Origin of the sequence: Mycolicibacterium mageritense (assembly GCF_010727475.1) — a bacterium.
Lineage (GTDB): Bacteria > Actinomycetota > Actinomycetes > Mycobacteriales > Mycobacteriaceae > Mycobacterium > Mycobacterium mageritense.
Genome location: NZ_AP022567.1, coordinates 2044850 through 2062672, shown reverse-complemented (window position 1 = coordinate 2062672; position 17823 = coordinate 2044850). Strand labels below are relative to the sequence as shown.

Annotated in this window: 16 protein-coding genes; 10 read left to right on the top strand and 6 right to left on the bottom strand. The window is 67.5% G+C overall.

What is annotated here, in order from left to right; all coding sequences use genetic code 11:
- Positions 1 to 34 precede the first annotated feature (34 nt).
- Together G6N67_RS09905 and G6N67_RS09900 are read left to right on the top strand one after the other, a co-directional pair.
- A complete protein-coding gene (locus G6N67_RS09905; protein WP_036432488.1) occupies positions 35 to 1252 on the top strand; it encodes an MFS transporter in 1218 nt (405 codons plus the stop codon).
- Positions 1253 to 1394: 142 nt separating this feature from the next.
- On the top strand, positions 1395 to 2426 hold the full coding sequence (locus G6N67_RS09900) for a L,D-transpeptidase (RefSeq protein WP_036432491.1): 1032 nt from the start codon (positions 1395 to 1397) through the stop codon (positions 2424 to 2426).
- 73 nt (positions 2427 to 2499) lie between these two features.
- On the opposite strand, the gene G6N67_RS09895 is transcribed toward G6N67_RS09900, so the two are convergent.
- Entirely contained in the window at positions 2500 to 3495 is a 996-nt protein-coding gene (locus tag G6N67_RS09895; RefSeq protein ID WP_036432492.1) for a LacI family DNA-binding transcriptional regulator, read from the bottom strand.
- A gap of 112 nt (positions 3496 to 3607) precedes the next feature.
- Here G6N67_RS09895 and G6N67_RS09890 point away from each other — a divergent pair, with 112 nt between their 5' ends.
- From G6N67_RS09890 to G6N67_RS09875, 4 genes are read left to right on the top strand one after another with little or no spacing between them, the layout of a single operon-like run.
- On the top strand, positions 3608 to 4786 hold the full coding sequence (locus tag G6N67_RS09890) for a Gfo/Idh/MocA family protein (protein ID WP_036435491.1): 1179 nt from the start codon (positions 3608 to 3610) through the stop codon (positions 4784 to 4786).
- A 17-nt stretch (positions 4787 to 4803) separates the two neighbouring features.
- Positions 4804 to 5802, top strand: a complete 999-nt coding sequence (locus G6N67_RS09885; RefSeq protein ID WP_036432493.1) for a sugar phosphate isomerase/epimerase family protein — start codon at positions 4804 to 4806, stop codon at positions 5800 to 5802.
- A 4-nt stretch (positions 5803 to 5806) separates the two neighbouring features.
- Complete coding sequence (locus tag G6N67_RS09880; RefSeq protein WP_051578696.1) at positions 5807 to 6790, top strand: sugar ABC transporter substrate-binding protein; 984 nt, start codon at positions 5807 to 5809, stop codon at positions 6788 to 6790.
- Positions 6787 to 7659, top strand: coding sequence for a sugar phosphate isomerase/epimerase family protein (locus tag G6N67_RS09875; protein WP_036432494.1), 873 nt, complete (start codon positions 6787 to 6789; stop codon positions 7657 to 7659). Before G6N67_RS09880 ends, G6N67_RS09875 begins: the two co-directional genes overlap by 4 nt.
- A gap of 78 nt (positions 7660 to 7737) precedes the next feature.
- Here G6N67_RS09875 and G6N67_RS09870 read toward each other — a convergent pair whose 3' ends face one another.
- The gene (locus G6N67_RS09870) at positions 7738 to 9714 is read right to left on the bottom strand and encodes a M13 family metallopeptidase (protein WP_036432496.1); all 1977 of its coding nucleotides are present in this window, start codon (positions 9712 to 9714) and stop codon (positions 7738 to 7740) included.
- 66 nt (positions 9715 to 9780) lie between these two features.
- Here G6N67_RS09870 and G6N67_RS09865 point away from each other — a divergent pair, with 66 nt between their 5' ends.
- The gene (locus G6N67_RS09865; RefSeq protein ID WP_036435494.1) at positions 9781 to 10416 is read left to right on the top strand and encodes a hypothetical protein; all 636 of its coding nucleotides are present in this window, start codon (positions 9781 to 9783) and stop codon (positions 10414 to 10416) included.
- Positions 10413 to 11102, top strand: coding sequence for a hypothetical protein (locus G6N67_RS09860; RefSeq protein ID WP_036432499.1), 690 nt, complete (start codon positions 10413 to 10415; stop codon positions 11100 to 11102). The genes G6N67_RS09865 and G6N67_RS09860 overlap by 4 nt, the downstream gene beginning before the upstream one ends.
- Before the next feature lie 31 nt (positions 11103 to 11133).
- Here G6N67_RS09860 and G6N67_RS09855 read toward each other — a convergent pair whose 3' ends face one another.
- From G6N67_RS09855 to G6N67_RS09840, 4 genes are all read right to left on the bottom strand, one after another.
- On the bottom strand, positions 11134 to 11592 hold the full coding sequence (locus tag G6N67_RS09855; protein WP_036432502.1) for a CoA-binding protein: 459 nt from the start codon (positions 11590 to 11592) through the stop codon (positions 11134 to 11136).
- Positions 11589 to 12872 carry an O-acetylhomoserine aminocarboxypropyltransferase/cysteine synthase family protein gene (locus G6N67_RS09850; RefSeq protein WP_036432504.1) on the bottom strand — a complete coding sequence of 428 codons (1284 nt, stop codon included), beginning with the start codon at positions 12870 to 12872 and terminating at the stop codon, positions 11589 to 11591. The genes G6N67_RS09855 and G6N67_RS09850 overlap by 4 nt, the downstream gene beginning before the upstream one ends.
- A gap of 72 nt (positions 12873 to 12944) precedes the next feature.
- Positions 12945 to 13511, bottom strand: a complete 567-nt coding sequence (locus G6N67_RS09845) for a hypothetical protein (RefSeq protein WP_036432506.1) — start codon at positions 13509 to 13511, stop codon at positions 12945 to 12947.
- Entirely contained in the window at positions 13508 to 16369 is a 2862-nt protein-coding gene (locus G6N67_RS09840; RefSeq protein ID WP_036432508.1) for an MMPL family transporter, read from the bottom strand. The genes G6N67_RS09845 and G6N67_RS09840 overlap by 4 nt, the downstream gene beginning before the upstream one ends.
- Before the next feature lie 293 nt (positions 16370 to 16662).
- Between G6N67_RS09840 and G6N67_RS09835 the strand changes: the two genes are divergently transcribed.
- Together G6N67_RS09835 and G6N67_RS09830 are read left to right on the top strand one after the other, a co-directional pair.
- On the top strand, positions 16663 to 17235 hold the full coding sequence (locus G6N67_RS09835; RefSeq protein ID WP_036432510.1) for a hemophore: 573 nt from the start codon (positions 16663 to 16665) through the stop codon (positions 17233 to 17235).
- Between the two features lie 160 nt (positions 17236 to 17395).
- On the top strand, positions 17396 to 17782 hold the full coding sequence (locus G6N67_RS09830; RefSeq protein WP_036432512.1) for a heme-binding protein: 387 nt from the start codon (positions 17396 to 17398) through the stop codon (positions 17780 to 17782).
- Positions 17783 to 17823 lie beyond the last annotated feature (41 nt).

The window sequence follows — 17823 nt, the reverse complement described above, 5'->3', positions numbered from 1 at the left end:
CTGCAACTTCCACGCACTACCGTGTCATCCCAGCATGACCGTGAAACCGCTGCAGGCACGTCCCTGGACCCTGCGGGTCTGGGTGCAGCTCACCGTGCTGGCGTCGGCGGCCTTCGTCTACGTCACCGCCGAAGTGCTCCCGGTCGGCGCGCTGGCCGTGATCGCCGACGACCTCGACGTCAGCGAGGGGCTGGTGGGCACGCTCATGGCGAGCTACGCGCTGGTGGCCGCCGTGACCACGGTCGCCCTCGTGCGGCTCACCGCGCGGTGGCCGCGCCGCACGACCCTGCTCGTCACGTTGGTGTCTTTGACTGTCTCCCAAGTCATTTCGGCAGCCGCACCGAACTTCGCGGTGCTGGCCGGCGGCCGCGTGCTGTGCGCGTTGACGCACGGGTTGATGTGGTCGGTGATCGCGCCGATCGGCGCGCGGTTGGTCCCGCCCAACTACGCCGGGCGCGCGACCGCCGCGGTGTACGTCGGCACCGGTCTTGCGCTGGTGGTGGGAAACCCCCTGACGGCCGCGCTGAGCGAGCTGTGGGGCTGGCGCATGGCGGTGACGGCGGTAGCCGTGGCCGCCGCGGCCGTTTCGGTGGCCGCATGGCTCATGTTGCCGGCCATGCCGGTGACGTCCGAACCCGACGCGCCGCCGCGCCGGCACCGGAGCAACTCGCGGTTGGTGACGCTGTCGGTGCTGACACTCATCGGGGTGACCGGCCACTTCATGGCCTACACGTTCATCGTGGCGATCATCCGCGACGTGGTCGGTGTGCACGGCCCGCACCTGGCGTGGCTGCTTGCCGGATACGGCATCGCCGGGCTCGCCGCGATGGCGGCGATGGCGCGTCCGCTGGACCACTGGCCCAAGGCGTCGGTCGCGGGGTGTCTGGTGGTGCTGGCGGCGGCATTGACGACGCTCGCGGTGCTGGCATACGCGGGAGCCGGGTTGGTCACCGTGGTCGTGGGGGTGGCCGCGGTGGTGGCGTGGGGAGCCGCGTCGACCGCGTTGCCGCCGATGCTGCAGGCGACAGCCATGCGCACGTCGCCCGCCGACCCCGACGGCGCATCCGGGCTGTACGTCGCGGCGTTTCAGATCGGGATCATGGCAGGCGCACTCATCGGTGGCGGGATCTATGACAACTGGGGCATTGCTGCCATGATCGCGGCCGCAGCCGGACTGATCGTCGCGGCCTTGAGCGGAGTGTTGTCCAGTCGGGGGCTGTTCGCCGTTCCCTGGGCAACCAGCGAGAAGTAACGCTTGACACCCGCGCACCGACTAACAGTGCAGTTCAGCGCCGTGGACGCGGCCGAAGTCGGGGTGTGGCGGCCTCTCACGGGAGTAGCTGGTCTCCGCGCTGTGCGACACTGGACCGAGTTGTGTTGTCTGGAGGTAACGCATGCCGAAACCGGCAAAACGCAGGCTGATCACCGTCTTGATGACGGCCGGATTGCTCGGCGGAATGGTGCTGACCAGCCCGTCCGCCTTCGCGGACCCTGACGTGCCGCCGCCACCGGTGCCCGTCGACCCGGCCGCCCCCGATCCACTGGCACCCCCGATGCCACAGGATCCGGTGGCCCTGCCGCCGGTGGCTGACCCACTCGCTCCGCCCGCCGCGGATCCTGCCACGCCGGCGCCCGTCGTCAACTATGGCGCGCCCGCAGTCATCCCCGAGGGCACCCCGGCGGGGCAGAACCCGACCCCGTTCACGGGCGAACCGCCGTTCCTGCCGCCGAAATTCATCAACCCGGTCAACGGGTCGATGGTCGGCGTCGCCAAGCCCATCTACATCGAGTTCCAGCGGCCCATCGCCAACCGCAAAATGGCCGAGGACGCGATCCACATTTCGTCCAACCCGCCGGTTCCGGGCCGGTTCTACTGGGTCACCGACACCCAGGTGCGCTGGCGCCCGCAGGACTTCTGGCCGTCCAACACCGTGGTGAACATCGACGCCGCGGGCACTAAGTCCAGCTTCCGGGTGGGCGACTACCTGGTGGCCACGGTCGATGACAAGACCCACCAGATGGAGATCATGCGTAACGGGAAGCTGGAGAAGACCTTCCCGGTGTCGATGGGTAAGCCCGACGGCAAGCACGAGACCAAGAACGGCACGTACTACGTGCTGGAGAAGTTCCCGGACATCATCATGGATTCGGCGACCTACGGCGTGCCCAACACGTCGCCCGAGGGCTACAAGCTCAAGGTTCAGGACGCCGTCCGGATCGACAACAGCGGCATCTTCGTCCACAGCGCGCCGTGGTCGGTGGGTGATCAAGGCAAACGGAACGTCAGCCACGGCTGTATCAACCTCAGTCCCGCCAACGCCCAGTGGTTCTACGACAACTTCGGCAGCGGCGATCCCGTGGTGATCAAGAACTCCGTCGGTCTCTACAACGCGCCGGACGGCGCGTCGGACTGGCAGATGTTCTAAGCCGTTCTACTCGTCGGCAAGGTGCCCCTCTTCCACGGAAGGGGGGCACCTTTCTGTCTCTTTGTGTCTCGCGTTATCCGGTGGTGCGGCGCAGCACCAGCCGTGGTTCGAGCACCACGTCGAGCCGCTCGGTGCGGCCGTTGTCGAGCCGTCCCACAACAGCTTTGACGGCGCTTTCAGCCTGCTGTCTGGGTTCCTGGCTGACGGTTGTCATGTCGATGTGGGCCAGCCGGGCCAGCACGCTGTCGTCGTAGCCGGCGACCGAGATGTCGCGGGGCACCTGAATTCCGGCGCGCAGCAACTGGTCGAGTAGTCCGATGGCGCTCTGGTCGTTGGCCGCGACGACTGCTGTGGGTCGTCGCGCGCGCTCCAGCAGCAGGCGCGCCGCTGCAATACCGGAGTTCTCGGTGAGATCCCCGTCGATGACGTCGCTCTCGTCGGTTAGCCCGTGCCGTTTCATGGCCCGCAGGTACCCGGCTTTGCGGTCGGCGGGGATGGTGCCCGACCCGCCGCCCAGGTGACTGATGCGGCGGTGCCCTAGTGTCACCAGATGATCCACCACCTTGCCGATGCCGCGGGCGTCGGCGGTGCGGACCACGTCCACCGCGGGGCATGAGGTACGCCGGCCCACCACCACAACGGGCACTCGCTCGGCCAGATCAGCGAGCTTGGTCTCGCCGAGTTCGGGCCCGAGCAGGATCAACGCCTCACACCGGAAACTGAGCAGCGTTTCCAGGACGGCCGATTCCGGGTGGGTCGGCGTGACCGCCCCGAGCACGACTTCGTAGCCGGCGGCGTCGGCCTCGGCGACGATGTCCTCGACCAGCTCAGTATGAAATGGGCTGCGGATATTGGCGACGACGCCGATGAGGTGTGTGCGCTTCGCCGTCATGAGCGCGGCCGCCCGGTTGACCTGATAGCCCAGCTCGTCGGCCGCGGCCAGCACGCGCTGCCGCGTCTCGGCGCTGGGCCCCTGTGCGTTGCGGAACACCAGCGACACCAACGCTTTCGAGACGCCGACCCGGTCGGCGACGTCCTGCATGGTCGGCCGGTCGCGGTTGGTGGGCATGCGACTCCTTTCGGGGCTTGACAGCGCCGTGTGATGACGATCATAGTAGCTGACTTAGACCGGTCAAATAGATCGGTTTAAGGAGTTCGAGCCAAGGGGTGTGAATGTGACTGTGACCTATCAGCCGATCGGTGTCGCCGTGATCGGTGGCGGTATGGCCGGGCGGGCGCACGCCGCCGGGTATCGCACCGCGTCAACGCTGTTCGGAACCGACCGGCCGGAGGTGCGGCTGGTGGCGATCGCTGACACCAACATCGCGGTGGCCGACGACACCGCGAAGCGCTTCGGCTATGACCGGGCCGAGTACGACTGGCGCGCGATCGCCGAGGCGCCCGACATCGATGCGGTGAGCGTGGTGGTCGCCAACCACCTGCACCGCGAGATCGTCGAAGGTCTCCTGGCTGCGGGCAAGCATGTGCTGTGCGAAAAGCCTTTGGCGGGAAGCCTTGCCGATGCAGAGGCCATGGTCGCGGCGGCCGAACGGTCGGACCGGGTCACCGCGGTCGGTTACACCTACCGCCGCTCGCCTGCGGTCGAGCAGATCCGCCGCGAGCTTGCCGCGGGAACTCTGGGCGAGCTCGTGCATTTCAACGGCCACTACTGGTGCGACTACGCGCTGGACCCGACTGCCCCGATCACCTGGCGGTACCGCGGCGGGCCTGGCAGTGGAGCGCTCGCCGACGTGGGCAGCCACCTGATCGACTTGAGCGAATTCCTGTGCGGGCCAGTCGTCGAGGTTGCTGGTGCTGTGTTCGCCACACTGGTCACGGAACGTCCTGTGCCGATCGGGGTCACCTACGGGCACACCAAGGCCGTCGTGACCGACGAGATGGCTCGGGTGGAGAACGAGGACGTCGCCACCTTCACGGCCACGTTCGCCAACGGCGCGGTCGGTACCTTCTCGGCCTCGCGTGTCGCGCACGACCTGCCCGACGGGCTGGGCTTCGAACTGTTCGCCTCGGCGGGGTCGGCGTCGTGGAACCTGCACCGCCCCGGCGAATTCGGCATCTCGACCGCCGAAAGTCGTGCCGAACTGGCCGGGCCGCGACGGATCATCGTCGGACCCGGCCACCCGTATATCCGCGGCGGTCTGCCGATGGACGCCGGTGGTGTCGGGCACGGAGTCGCCGACCTGTTCGCGTACCAGACTCGCGCCTTCTTGGACCAGATCGCCGGGATCGGCGACCTTGGTCCACTGCCCGGCTTCGACGCAGGCCTGCACGGGTTGCGCGTCGTCTCCGCCGTCGCCGAATCTGCCCGTTCGGGCGGCAACACTGTCAAAGTCGTTTGATCAGAAAGGAATTCACCATGAAACTGGGTGTCTATACTGCCATCCTGCATGCCCTGCCTCTGCGTGAAACGTTGGAGACCATCGCATCGCTCGGGCTGACCGGGGCCGAGATCAACGCGGGCGGCTTCCTGCCTGCGCCGCACCTGCCCGTGGCCGACCTGCTGTCCGGTGCGGTGACCCCTCAGCGGTACCTGTCCGAGTTCGACGGCACCGGTGTCTCGATCGCCGGGCTGAACTGCAACGGCAACCCGTTGCACCCTGACCCTGAGGTCGGACCCGAGGACGCCAAAGACCTGCGCAACGCCATCCGGGTCGCGGGGCTGCTCGGGGTGGACCGCGTGGTCACGATGTCCGGTCTGCCCCAAGCGCATCCGGGTGGTCAGTGGCCCGCGTGGCACGTCAACACATGGGACTCCGGCTACCTCGACTCGCTGGACTACCAGTGGGATGAAGTCGCGGTCCCGTTCTGGACCGAGATCGACGCGCTCGCCCGGGAGAACGGTGTCAAGGTCGCCATCGAGATGCACCCGCAGAACCTGGTGTTCAATCCGCCGACGCTCAAGCGTCTCGTCGAGCGCACCGGCGCCACCAACGTAGGTGCCGAGATGGATCCATCGCACCTGTTCTGGCAGGGCATCGACCCGATCGCCGCAATCGACTGGCTCGGTCCGCTGGTGTTCCACGCGGCGGCCAAGGACACCCGGATCAACGACAACTGCAGGATCTACGGTGTCCTCGATGAGCGGTTCGCGCGAATTCCGTTGGACCAAAACCCTACTGGGCTCGGCGGCAAGCACGTGGTCAACAAGTGGCCTGAAGACTCGGCATGGGACTTCGTGGCTGTCGGGCGCGGCCACGACACTGACTTCTGGGCGCGGTTCCTGCAGGCGCTGGAGCGGGTGGACCCCGACATGTGGGTCAACATCGAGCACGAAGACGTCGGGTTCGGCCCTCTGGAGGGGTTGCAGGTCGCCGCCGAAACCCTCAAGGCCGCCAACTCCACGATCGTCGGCTGAGATCATGAAAGCTCCAAGGTTCGCAGCTGCTCTGGCCGCCGTCGTCATCGTGCTGAGCGCTTGCTCGTCGACCGGCGGCAAACCCCGCACCTCCGGCGACGGTATGTCCGCGGGACAAGCCGACACCCCGCGGTTCACCGTCGCCATGGTCACGCACGGCCCGCCCGGCGACACGTTCTGGGATCTCGTGCGCAAGGGCGCCGAAACCGCGGCCGCCAAGGACAACATCGAGCTCAAGTACTCGGCCGAACTGCAGGGCCCCGATCAAGCAAACCTCGTGCAGAACGCGGTCGACAGTAAGGTCGACGCGATCGCGGTGACGCTCGCACGGCCTGAGGCCTTGACCGGGGCGGTACAGCGAGCGGTCGCCGACGGCATCCCGGTGGTTGCCTTGAACGCCGGCATCGACGCTTGGAAGGCTGCCGGCGCCAGGGCCTTCTTCGGTCAGGACGAGAAGGTCTCCGGGATCGCGGCAGGTAAGCGACTCGCGGCGGACGGCGCCAAGAACGTCGTCTGCGTCATCCAGGACCAGGGCAACATCGCTCTCGAATCCCGGTGTGCGGGTGTGGCTTCCGGCTACGGAGGGCACATCGAGACGCTCAACGTCAACGGAACCGACATGCCGTCGGTGCAATCGACGATCACCGCCAAGCTGCGGCAGGATCCGTCCGTCGACTACGTCGTCACGTTGGGCGCGCCGATCGCGATCACCGCCACGGATGCCATCGCGACCGCGGGCAGCACCGCGAAAGTCGCCACGTTCGACACCAATGCCGCATTGGTCGACGCCATCAAGGGCGGCAAGGTGCAATGGGCCATCGACCAACAACCGTTCCTGCAGGGATATCTCGCCATCGACGCACTCTGGCTCTACCTCAACAACGGCAACGTGATCGGTGGCGGCGAGCCCACGCTCACCGGGCCCGCATTCATCGACGTGACCAACATCGACGCTGTTGCCGACTACGCAAAGAGAGGGACACGATGAAGATTGCGTTGGATCCGACGCCGTTTCATCATTCGCATTCGTTGTTGGAGTTTCCGCGGGTGGTGGCGGAGTTGGGGTATGAGTGGTTGCAGTTGACGCCGCATCGGGATTTCATTCCGTTCTTCAACCATCCCCGCGCCGATGATGCTCTGGTGGCGGCGTTCCGTAAGGCGTGTGTCGAGGCGGGGGTGGGGATCGCGTCGGTGTTGCCGGTGTTGCGGTGGTCGAGTCCGGATCCGGATGCCCGGGAGGCGGCGGTGCGTTACTGGAAGCGCGTCATCGAGATTACGGTGGATCTCGGGGTCAATGTGATCAACACCGAGTTCTCGGGGCGCCCGGAGCAGGCCGAGGAGTCTGAGCGGGCGTTCTTCCGGTCCATGGAGGAGTTGTTGCCGATCTTCGAGCGTGAGGGCATCGATGTGCGTATCGATCCGCATCCCGACGATTTCGTCGAGGACGGTGTGGAGGCCGTGCGGATCATCCGGGGGTTGAATTCGCCGAATGTGGGCTTTGTGTTTGTCGCGTGCCACGCTTTCCACATGGGGGCGAACATGGCCGAGATCATGGCCGCGGCGGGGGAGCGGTTGCGGTTGGTGCATGTGGCCGACACGATGGATCATCGTGCGTCGCATGGGTTGCGCTACATCACCAATCCGCCGGGTAATCCGGTGCGGGTGCATCAGCATCTCAAGATCGGTGATGGGGACATCGACTGGGACGAGTTCTTCGCCGGCTTGGCGGGGTTGGGGTTTTATGATCGTGATGACACGGTGATGGTGTCGAGTGTGTTCGCGGAGAACGAGAACGCCGCGGAGGTGTCGCGTTACCAGTTGGCCACCATGACCGATTACGTGACGAAGTACCGCTAGCTTCCCCTGCCCAGCAGACACATAGGTACCCGAAAACGCGCCAAACCGGGTACCTAAGTGTCTGCTCGCGGGAGATCGTCAGTTCCAGATGCGCACGCGTTGCTCGGGTTCCAGGTACAGCTCGTCGGACTCCGACACGTCGAACGCCTCGTAGAAGGAGTCGATGTTGCGGATCACGCCGTTGCACCGGAACTCCGGCGGCGAATGCGGATCGACGGCCAGTCGCCGGATCGCCTCTGCCTCGCGGGATTTGGTGCGCCACACCTGAGCCCAGCCGAAGTAGACCCGCTGCACGCCGGTCAGCCCGTCGATCACCGGCGCTTCCTCGCCCTTGAGTGAGAGCTCATAGGCCAGCAGTGCGATGGACAACCCACCGAGATCGCCGATGTTCTCACCCACCGTGAAGGCGCCGTTCACGTGGTGTGACGGGTCGAGCCCACGCGGCGTGAACTTCTCATACTGGTCGATGAGAGCCTTTGTGCGCAGCCCGAATTCGGCCCGGTCGGCGTCGGTCCACCAATCCACCAGGTTGCCGTCGCCATCGTACTTTGCGCCCTGATCATCGAAACCGTGCCCGATCTCATGGCCGATCACCGCGCCGATGCCGCCGTAGTTGGCAGCGTCGTCGGCGTTCGCGTCGAAGAATGGCGGCTGCAGAATAGCTGCGGGGAACACGATTTCGTTCATCCCCGGGTTGTAGTAGGCGTTGACGGTCTGCGGCGTCATGAACCATTCGTCGCGGTCGACGGGGCCGCCGAGCTTGTCCAGCTCGCGGTCAGAGCTCACGACATGACCGCGGCGGTAGTTGCCGTACAGATCGTCGCGCTCGATCTCCAACGCCGAGTAATCACGCCAGCGTGCCGGATAGCCGATCTTCGGCGTGAACTTGTCCAGCTTGGCCAGCGCCTTGGCCCGGGTCTCCGGGGTCATCCAGTCGAGCTTGTTGATGCTGACCCGGTAGGCCTCGCGCAGGTTGGCGACCAGCTCGTCCATGCGGGCCTTGGCCTCGGGCGGGAAATACTGTGCGACATAGAGTTTGCCCAGCGCATCGCCCATGAGGTTCTCGACGACCGACACCGCGCGCTTCCAGCGGTCGCGGATCTGCTCGGTGCCCGACAGCGTGCGGCCGTAGAACGCGAAATCCTCGGCGACCAGGTCGTCGGTGAGCAGGCCGGCGCGGGAGTGGATGACGCGCCACCTGGCCCAGGCCTTCCAGTCCTCGAGATCCTCGCTCGACCACAGGGCCGCGAACGCGCTCAGGTAGTCGGGTTGGCGGACCACGAGTTCGGCCACGGTCTCGGGCGTCGTGCCCAGCGCGTGCACCCATCCGGTCCAGTCGAAGCCGGGGGCGTCGGCGGGCAGGTCGGCGAACGTGCGCAGGTTGTAGGTCAGGTCGGCGTCGCGCCGCTTCACGACGTCCCAGTGCGCGGCGGCCAGCTTGGCCTCCAGCGCCACGATCCGTTCCGCGGTCTCGGCCTGGTCCCCGCCGTAGACGAGCGCGAACATCCGCGCGATGTGCTTGGGGTACTCGGCGAGGATCTCTGCGTGCTGCTCGTCGCGGTAGTACGACTCGTCGGGCAGCCCGATGCCGGACTGGCCGACGTGCAGCAGGTAGCGCGACGAGTTCTTGGAATCGGTGTCGACGTAGACACCGGCCCCGCCGCCCACACCGGTGCGCTGCAGGCCGCCGAGCACCGCGGCCAGCGCATCCGGCGTCTCGGCCGCATCGATGAGACTCAACTCGTCGAGCAGGGGTTGCAGGCCCCGCGCGGCAACCGTGGCCTCGTCCATGAAGCTGGCGTACAGGTCGCCGATGCGCTGCTCGTCGGTGCCCTTGGCGGCGCCCGCGGCAGCGGCCTGGGTGATCAGGTCGCGGATCTGCTCTTCGGCGCGGTCGTAGAGAGACCGGAAGGCGCCGTCGGTCGCGCGGTCGGCGGGGATCTCGTAGTCGGTCAACCAACGGCCGTTCACGTGGCCGAACAGGTCGTCCTGGGGGCGGGCGTGGGAGTCGACATGGCTCAGGTCAATGCCCGAGCGGAGAGCTTCTACCGTCACCCCGACATTCTTCCAGACGCCTCGGCGGTGCTCTGGGGCTTGCGGCGCACCGGTACCCTCACGGCCATGCCCGATGCGCCCAGCAAGGACAGCAAGGACAGCAAGGCCGACAAGGACAGCACCGACGACAGCGCCGACGAGTCATCGGGCGGCCTCACCAGCTACGGCATCGCGTCGGCCGTTCTCGGGGTGATCGCCGTGGCCGCGGTGGTGCTGGGCGCGATGATCTGGTCCGGACACCGCGGCGAGGTCTCCGAACGCGCGTATCAGACCCGCGTACTGCAAACCGCTGCCGATTGGACCAACGTCCTGATCAACATGAACAAGGACACCGTGACGGCCGGCATGCAGAAGCTGCACGAAGGGACCGTCGGCCAGCTCAACGCCGACTTCGACTCGGCCGTGCAGCCGTACCGCGACCTGGTGCAACGCCTGCAGTCCAGCACGACCGGCCAGATCGACTCGGTGTCCATCGAGTCGCTGTACCACCCGCCGCCCGGGCCGAACGGCAATCCGGTCAAACGTGAACAACCCGAACTGTCCGGGATGGTGTCGCGCATCGACACCGTGCTCGTGGTCGCCACGTCCATCAGCCAGAACGCGGGCACCGACAAGCCGCAGACCGTGCGGTGGACGCTGCGGCTCGACGTCTCCGACGTCGACGGCCAACTGATGATCTCGCGGCTGGAGCCCATCCGATGAGGAACCGGCTGCGGGTCGCCGCGTTCGACATCGCCGCGCCGGTCGCGGCGATCCTCGCGCTGGTGTTCATCGGCCTGGCGCTGGACTGGCCGCTGTGGTGGGTCTCGGTGTGCTCGGTGCTGTGCCTGCTGATCGTGCAGGGTGTGATCGTCAACGTGGTGCTGGCCCGGCGCGACGGCGTGACCGTCGGCACCGACGACGACGGGCCCGGCCTGCGGCTGGCGGTGGTGGGTGTGGCCGCGGTCGCGTTGGTGGCTGCGGTGGTCGTGGGCTACCTGCGATGGACCCTGCCCGACCGGGCCTTCAACAAGGACAGCGCCGAGGTCGTGCGAATCGCCAGCAGCGTGTCGGAGGCGACCGCGACGTTCACGCCGCAGAGCCCGACGGCTTCGATCGACCGGGCCACCAGCCAGATGACCCCCGAACGGGCGGATGCGTTCAAGAACGAATTCGCCGGTGTGGCAAAGGATCTGACGGCCAAGAACGTCTCCGCCCAGGCCACCACGATCTCGGCGGGCGTGGAGGCGCTCGGGCCGCAGGCCGCCAGTGTCGCGGTGGTGTTGCGCGGCACCCAGAGCGTCCCGGGCAAGCCGACCGACAACGCCGTGCTGGCACTGCGGGTCACGCTGAGCAAGACCGACGGCCGCTGGCTGGTCGACAACGTGAGCCCGCTGCATTCGCGGTAAGGCTCGCCGACGCCTGACGCGCGGGTCGCGGTCAGGGCCGACGCGAGTCGATCACCCCGGTGTTGAAGCCGGCCAGGTGCAGGCCGCCGGCGAAACGTGCGTGCTCGATCTTGAGGCAGCGGTCGGCCACCACCTGCAGGCCCGCCGATTGGCCGTCGCGCACCACTTGGTCGTGGCGCAGGCCCAGCTGCAACCACAGCGTCTTGGCCCCGACCGCGAGGGTCTCGTCGAGCACCCCGGGCAGATCGTCATGGCGGCGGAACACGTCGACCAGGTCCGGCACCACGGGCAGCTCGGCCAGGCTCGGATAGACCGCGGTGCCCTCGATGGCGCTGATGGTCGGGTTCACCAGATAGATGTCGTAGTCGGTGGTCGACTTGAGGTACGTCCAGACGAAGTAGCTGGCTCGTGACGGGTTGGCCGAGGCCCCCACGATCGCGACCGAGCGGGTCTCGCGCAGGATGCGCTGGCGGGTCAGGGCGTCAGTCATTCGCTGCCTCCGAGGGCCTGGTCCAGATCCCAGATGATGTCGTCGGCATCCTCGATGCCCACGCTGATCCGCACCAGCTCCGGGCCGACGCCCGCGGTGTGCAACTGGCCGTCGGTGAGCTGCCGGTGCGTGGTGCTGGCCGGGTGGATCACCAGGGTGCGGACGTCGCCGATGTTGGCCAGGTGGCTCGCCAGTTGTACCGAGTTGATGAACCGCTCGTCCGCGGCGCGGCCACCCTCGACGCCGAAAGCGAACACCGCACCCGGCCCGTCGGGCAGGTAGCGCGCGGCGCGGTCGTGATGCGGGTGCGACGGCAGGCCTGCCCAGCGCACGTAGCTCACGCGAGGATCGGCCTCCAGCCACTGCGCGACGGCCCGGGTGTTGGCGATGTGCGCGGCCATCCGCTGCGGCAGTGTCTGCACGCCCTGCAACAGCTGGAACGCCGACTGCGGTGCCAGCGTGGCACCGAGATCGCGCAGTTGTTCACTGCGCAGCTTGGTGAGAAAACCGTACTCGCCGAAGTTGCCCCACCAGCTCAACCCGCCGTACGACGCGACCGGCTCGGTCAGCTGAGGGAATTTGCCTGAGCCCCAATCGAATCGACCGGCATCGACCACCACGCCGCCCAACGTGGTGCCGTGGCCGCCGAGAAACTTCGTGGCGGAATGGACCACGATGTCGGCGCCGTGTTCGATGGGCCGGCACAGCGCCGGTGTGGCGACCGTGGCGTCGACCACGAGCGGCAGCCCCGCGTCGTGCGCGACGGCGGCGAGCCCCGCCAGGTCGGCGATCTCGCCGGACGGGTTGGCGATCACCTCTGCGTACACCAGTCGGGTGCGCTCGGTGATGGCCGCCGCGTAATCGGCACGATCGGTGCCCGCGACGAATGTGGTGTCCACGCCGAACCGGCGCAGCGACACGTCGAGTTGGGTGACAGTGCCGCCGTAGAGGCTTGCGGCCGACACGATGTGGTCGCCCGCCCCGGTCAGCGCCGCGAACACCGCGAACTGTGCGGCCAGTCCGCTCGCGGTGGCCACCGCACCGAGTCCGCCCTCCAGGCTGGCGATGCACTCCTCGAACGCCGCGACAGTGGGGTTGGCGATCCGGCTGTAGATGTTGCCGTACTTCTGTAGCGCGAACAGGTTGGCGGCGTCGTCGGTATCGGTGAACACGAAACCGGCGTTGGCGTAGATCGGGGTCACGCGGGCGCCGGTCGCGGCGTCGGGCCGTTGGCCCGCATGGATGGCACGGGTGGCCAGGCCGAAGGTGCGGTCAGTCACGGGTATCCATCGATACCAGTCCGCGAGCCGGCCGGGAAGCCATAGCCGCGGCCAGATTTTAAGGCGGAGCTACTACTTGGAGGGTTTGGCGGAGCGCTGCGCGGCGATCTTGGCGAAGCGGTCCGAGAGGCGCTGCATGCGCAGCAGCAGCGAGGCCGGAGGGCTGTCCGTGCCTTCCAGATAGGTCGCGAGGGCCTCGTTGGACGCACCGATGCGCGACGCGAACTCCTGCGGCTCCAGACCGGACCGGCGCAGCAGCCCTTGCACCTGGCGGGCCACCTCGGCCCGCTCGGTGGCTTCCAGGTGTTCGCGCGTGCGGGTCAGCACCTCGGCGAGGGCCTTCGAAACCCCGTACGGGCGCGCGGTTTCCAGCACTTCCTCGACCTGGCGCGCGGTCCGGCCGTAGGGATCGCGCTTGATGGCGGCAACGATGCGCTGCCACACCGTGAGGTCGTCGGTCTCGAGTGCGGCCCGGATCGCCGCGGTCGGCCAGTATTCGACCGGCCGGTCGTCGAAGGCCGGCCGGCGCTGCGCCGCGGACGGCGCGGGCCGCTGCCGGGGAGCCTGGGGGCGTTGACGTTGCGGGACGTTGTCGCGCCGTGCATTGCGCGTGTCCCGAACATCAGGGGCCAACGTCACTTCGCCTCCTCGAGCATGGCCACAGCTACCGACAGGCAGCGCTGCCTGACTTTCTCCCATTCCGCAGCTGCCTCGGGCCCCGACATCCTGATGTCGTGTTCGTCGGACGGCTGCGGGTCGGCGAGGCGGCGCACCAGTGCAGTGGCCACCCCCCGATTCCTCGGGCGCTGCCCACAGTAGTACCGATCCATTCCGGACAACACCTGTGCTGCGGTTAGAGTTTCCATCGAATCCACAAGGTCGGCGAAATCGGCGTAGTCCTTGGTGCTGTTCCGGCACATGATCAGATAGCCCTTCAACCGCAACGTCTCGGCTCCGGTGGGGATCTGCAGCCGGTCACCGGTCGGCAGTTGCACGTTGGTGGTCTCGACCGGGCCGCGGCGCTCGACGGGCGGCCGCTCGGTGCCGGCCTCGGTCTCCAGCGCGTCCACCGCGACCGACAGCCTGCCGCGCCACATCGTGACCGGGTGTACGCCGGGCGGGCAGGGTGGCGTGCGGCCGGGGCGCTGCGCGGCCAGCCTCGTGGCGGCCTGCCTGCAGCCGCTGAACGCCAACGGATCGGCCACCGAGATCGTCTGCGGGGCCAGGCTCTTCATGCGGGCCGCGGAGCGGACCATCATGCGCAGGTCTGCGCCTGTGGGGCCCAGCGCGGAGATGTCGTCGGGGATGATCACCAGATCGCTGAGCTCGACCTGGGGCAGCGGCTTCTCGAAATCGACCTCGGGGAGCAGACGGTCGAGCCAGCGCGGCAGCCACCAGTTCCACTCGTCGAACATGGCCATCAACGCGGGCACCAGCACCAGCCGGACCACCGTCGCGTCGACCGCGATGGCCACCGCGCACGCGACCCCGAGCTGGGCGACCAGCGGCATGCCCGCGAACGCGAACCCGATGAACACCGCGATCATGATGAGCGCGGCGCTGGTGATGGTGCGCGCGCTCGTGCTGACGCCGTAGGCCACGGCGTCACGCGTGTTGTTGGTCTGCAGGAACCGTTCCCTGATCCGGGTCAGCAGGAAGATCTCGTAGTCCATCGACAGACCGAACGTCATGGCCAGTACGAGCGGCGGGATGGTGCTGTCGAGCGACGAGATCTTCTCGAAGCCCAGCTTCTCGAACCAGCCCCACTGGAACACCGCGACCAGGCTGCCGTAGGCCGCCGCGACCGACAGCACCGTCATCAGCACGCCCTTGAGCGCCAGGAACAGCGACCGGATGGACACCAGCAGCATCACGAATGCGATGGTCGCGACGAACAGGAAGACGTAGGGCTGGGTGGCCGAGACCTGGTCGTCGAAGTCCTTAATCAGCGCGGTCGGGCCGCCGACGTCGATGCGGGCTTCGGAACCGGCCTGCGGCGGCAGCTTCTCGCGCATCCAGTCGACGGCCTCACGCGCGGCCATGTCCTCGGGATCGACGGACAGGATCGCCGACAGCAGAGCACTGTTGCCGTCGTCGGCGAACACCGGCGGCTGCACCATCACGACGTTGGGCGCCTTGGCCATTTCCTGGCGCACCGCGTCGAGCGTCGCGGTGCCTGCCGGACCCGACGCGTCACCCTTGGGGAACGTCACGAGCACGCGCACCGGACCGAGTGCCCCAGGGCCGAGCGCATCGGCGGCCGCGTTCACGCCGCCGCGGATCTCGTGCGTCGGCTCGAACTGGCGCTGCATGCTGTTGCCGAGCACCATGCCGAACGCGGGCGCCGCCAGGGTCAGCAGCAGCACGGCGGCGGCCAGGGCCGACGCCCACGGGCGGGCCATCACGGCGCCCGTCCAGCGCGTCCAGAACTTCGATTGCGACGCCTCCACCCGGCGGGACCAGTGCAGATACGACGATCGTTTGGCGGCGGCGTGGCCGAACGTCGCGAGCACCGCGGGCGTCAGCGTCGTCGACGTCAGCACCGCGACGGCGACCGCGAGGATCGCGCCGGTGGCCATCGACCGCAGCACTGGCGTGCCGATCAGGTAGATGCCCGTCACCGACGCGATGACGGTCGCACCCGACAGCGCGACCGCGAGACCCGACGTGGCCATGGCGGCGTCGGCGGCCTCGGGCGCCTCGCGACCGGCCCGCAGCTCCTCGCGGAACCGCATGAGGATGAACAGCGAGTAGTCGATGGCCAGCGCGATACCGAACATCGACACCGTCGACGTCACGAACACGCTCATCGTGGTGACCATCGACAACGCGTAGACCAGCCCCATGGTCACCACGACCGTGCAGATGCCGAGGACCAGCGGCAACGCCGCAGCGGCCAGCGATCCGAACACCGCGAGGAGCACGATCAGGACGATCGGCAGATTCCACTTCTCGGCCGCGGCGATGTCGTGCTTGGTGGCCTGCGTGGCCGCCGCACCGAGCGCTCCCTGGCCGATCACGTAGAACTTGACCTTGCCGTCCTCGGTCTGGCCGGGATCCTCACCGTGGATGCCGACCTTCTGACGCAGCTGCTTGGCCACGTCGACCGCGCCGGAGTTGTTGAAGTCGAGTTGCAGTGTGATGACGTAGGGCCGGTCCGGCTGAGGTGCGGGCTGCTGAGGGTTGGGGACGATCTTGACGCTGGGCACCTCGGCCGCGATCTTCTCGAGTCGCACGACCGCCGCGTTCATGTCGGCGAACGAGGCGTCCGCGCGCGGCGCGGCGACCAGTGCCAGCGGAGAAGCGCCCTGGTCAGGGAAATGCTCTTCGAGCTGGCGCTGCACGTGCAGGGACTGGGAGCCCTCGACCTCGAAACCGCCGCCGGTCAGGTTCGACGACTGGTTGAGGGCGAGGTAGATCGAAGGCACCAGAAGGAGCAACCATGCCGCGAACACCGCCCAGCGGAATCTGCGCAGATTGCTGCTCAAGCGCATCATGAACTGCTGGATGCGAGGCCCCTTCTTTCTCCCCCGGGCGTGACTCGGCGTTGCGCCAGCGTGAGCGTACCTCCACTGAAGTAGAGTGACCCGCCGCTCAGATCCTACTGAGATCGGTCCGAGATGTTGGGGTCGGTGGTCGGGACCACACTGTGGATCGGCTAACGGATTTGGCCGGCCTGGCGATACAGGTGGCAAGATGACCCCCGATCCATATGCGTCGGGGGTTGCGCATGCCGCCGATCGCAGCGTTTGCGAGGCAGCTGGACGTTCGCAAACCGTAAGGAGTTGCCATGACCTGCGCCGAAACCGGCCTGACCGCCCATCGGCTGCGTCGCGGCCTTGCCGCCGCCTTGGTGGCCACCGCTGCCGGAGGCGCGGCTGCGACCCTTCTCATGGGGCCCTCGGCGACCGCCGCAACCGATCCCTGCGCGGCCAGTGAGGTCGCGCGCACGGTCGGCCGGGTTGCCACCAACACCGGCAACTACCTCGACGCCCACCCGCAGACCAACCAGGCGCTGACCACCATCAGCCAACAGCAGCCCGGGCCGCAGTCGCTTGCCGCGATCAAGACCTATCTGGACGCCAACCCTCAGGTCGCCAAGGATCTGCAGCAGCTGCAGCAGCCGTTGCAGAGCCTCGGGTCGACGTGCAAGCTGCCGGTCACCTTGCCGCAGTTGATGGGGTTGATGCAGGCCGCGCAGCAGCAGGGCGCCGCGCTGCCCGGCGGTTTGCCAGGTGCGCAGTCGACCGCGCAGCAAGTCGGGGTGCCGAGTGCGGCGGTGCCGGCCCAGTCCACGCCGGCGTCGTCGGTGACCGGGGGTACGGGACCACTGCCCGGCCCTGCGTCGACCACTGCACGATAGTTCGGGCGGGTCGCCAACATCGGCGGTGAGCTGCGGTTTCTCAGGTTCTCGTGATTGGTTGGGCGCAAGGCAAGAAACTGTCCACAGATTCTGCTTAGCTTTCCTAAGCCGACAACCGTTCAGGTTGCGGCAACCCCTCATCCGATGAAGGAGCTTGACCATGTTGCTCTCGGCCCGTAACGCGCGGCGCGTGGTAGCTGGCGTCGCCGGCGCCGGCGCAGTAGCCGGTGCGATTTTGTTCGGCGCGGTCCCGTCGGCGCTTGCCGATGAGGATCCGGCACAGAATCCGCCCAACTGCACCGCAGCCGACCTGGCCGGTGTGGCCTCGGGCGTCTCGGCATCGACCTCGGCCTACCTGTTCACGCATCCCGACGTGAACTGGTTCTTCACGAGCCTCGAGGGCCTGCCACGGGAACAGGTGCGCACCAAGGTCAACGACTACCTGGAGCAGAACCCGCAGACCAAGGCCGAGCTGACCGGCATTCGCCAGCCGTTGGTCGACCTGAAGAACCGCTGCGGATCGGCACCTGCTCCGGCCATCCCGTAACCGCGTGCGGGAGGGAGCAACCCCCGCCAGCGGCGAAGGAC

Excerpts from the sequence above, each read along its gene's own strand:
- G6N67_RS09905 (WP_036432488.1), top strand. The coding sequence starts at position 35 with ATGACCGTGAAACCGCTGCAGGCACGTCCCTGGACCCTGCGGGTCTGG.
- G6N67_RS09860 (WP_036432499.1), top strand. The coding sequence starts at position 10,413 with ATGAGGAACCGGCTGCGGGTCGCCGCGTTCGACATCGCCGCGCCGGTC.
- G6N67_RS09885 (WP_036432493.1), top strand. The coding sequence starts at position 4,804 with ATGAAACTGGGTGTCTATACTGCCATCCTGCATGCCCTGCCTCTGCGT.
- G6N67_RS09835 (WP_036432510.1), top strand. The coding sequence starts at position 16,663 with ATGACCTGCGCCGAAACCGGCCTGACCGCCCATCGGCTGCGTCGCGGC.
- G6N67_RS09875 (WP_036432494.1), top strand. The coding sequence starts at position 6,787 with ATGAAGATTGCGTTGGATCCGACGCCGTTTCATCATTCGCATTCGTTG.
- G6N67_RS09840 (WP_036432508.1), bottom strand. The coding sequence starts at position 16,369 with ATGATGCGCTTGAGCAGCAATCTGCGCAGATTCCGCTGGGCGGTGTTC.
- G6N67_RS09830 (WP_036432512.1), top strand. The coding sequence starts at position 17,396 with ATGTTGCTCTCGGCCCGTAACGCGCGGCGCGTGGTAGCTGGCGTCGCC.
- G6N67_RS09900 (WP_036432491.1), top strand. The coding sequence starts at position 1,395 with ATGCCGAAACCGGCAAAACGCAGGCTGATCACCGTCTTGATGACGGCC.
- G6N67_RS09895 (WP_036432492.1), bottom strand. The coding sequence starts at position 3,495 with ATGCCCACCAACCGCGACCGGCCGACCATGCAGGACGTCGCCGACCGG.
- G6N67_RS09855 (WP_036432502.1), bottom strand. The coding sequence starts at position 11,592 with ATGACTGACGCCCTGACCCGCCAGCGCATCCTGCGCGAGACCCGCTCG.
- G6N67_RS09880 (WP_051578696.1), top strand. The coding sequence starts at position 5,807 with ATGAAAGCTCCAAGGTTCGCAGCTGCTCTGGCCGCCGTCGTCATCGTG.
- G6N67_RS09865 (WP_036435494.1), top strand. The coding sequence starts at position 9,781 with ATGCCCGATGCGCCCAGCAAGGACAGCAAGGACAGCAAGGCCGACAAG.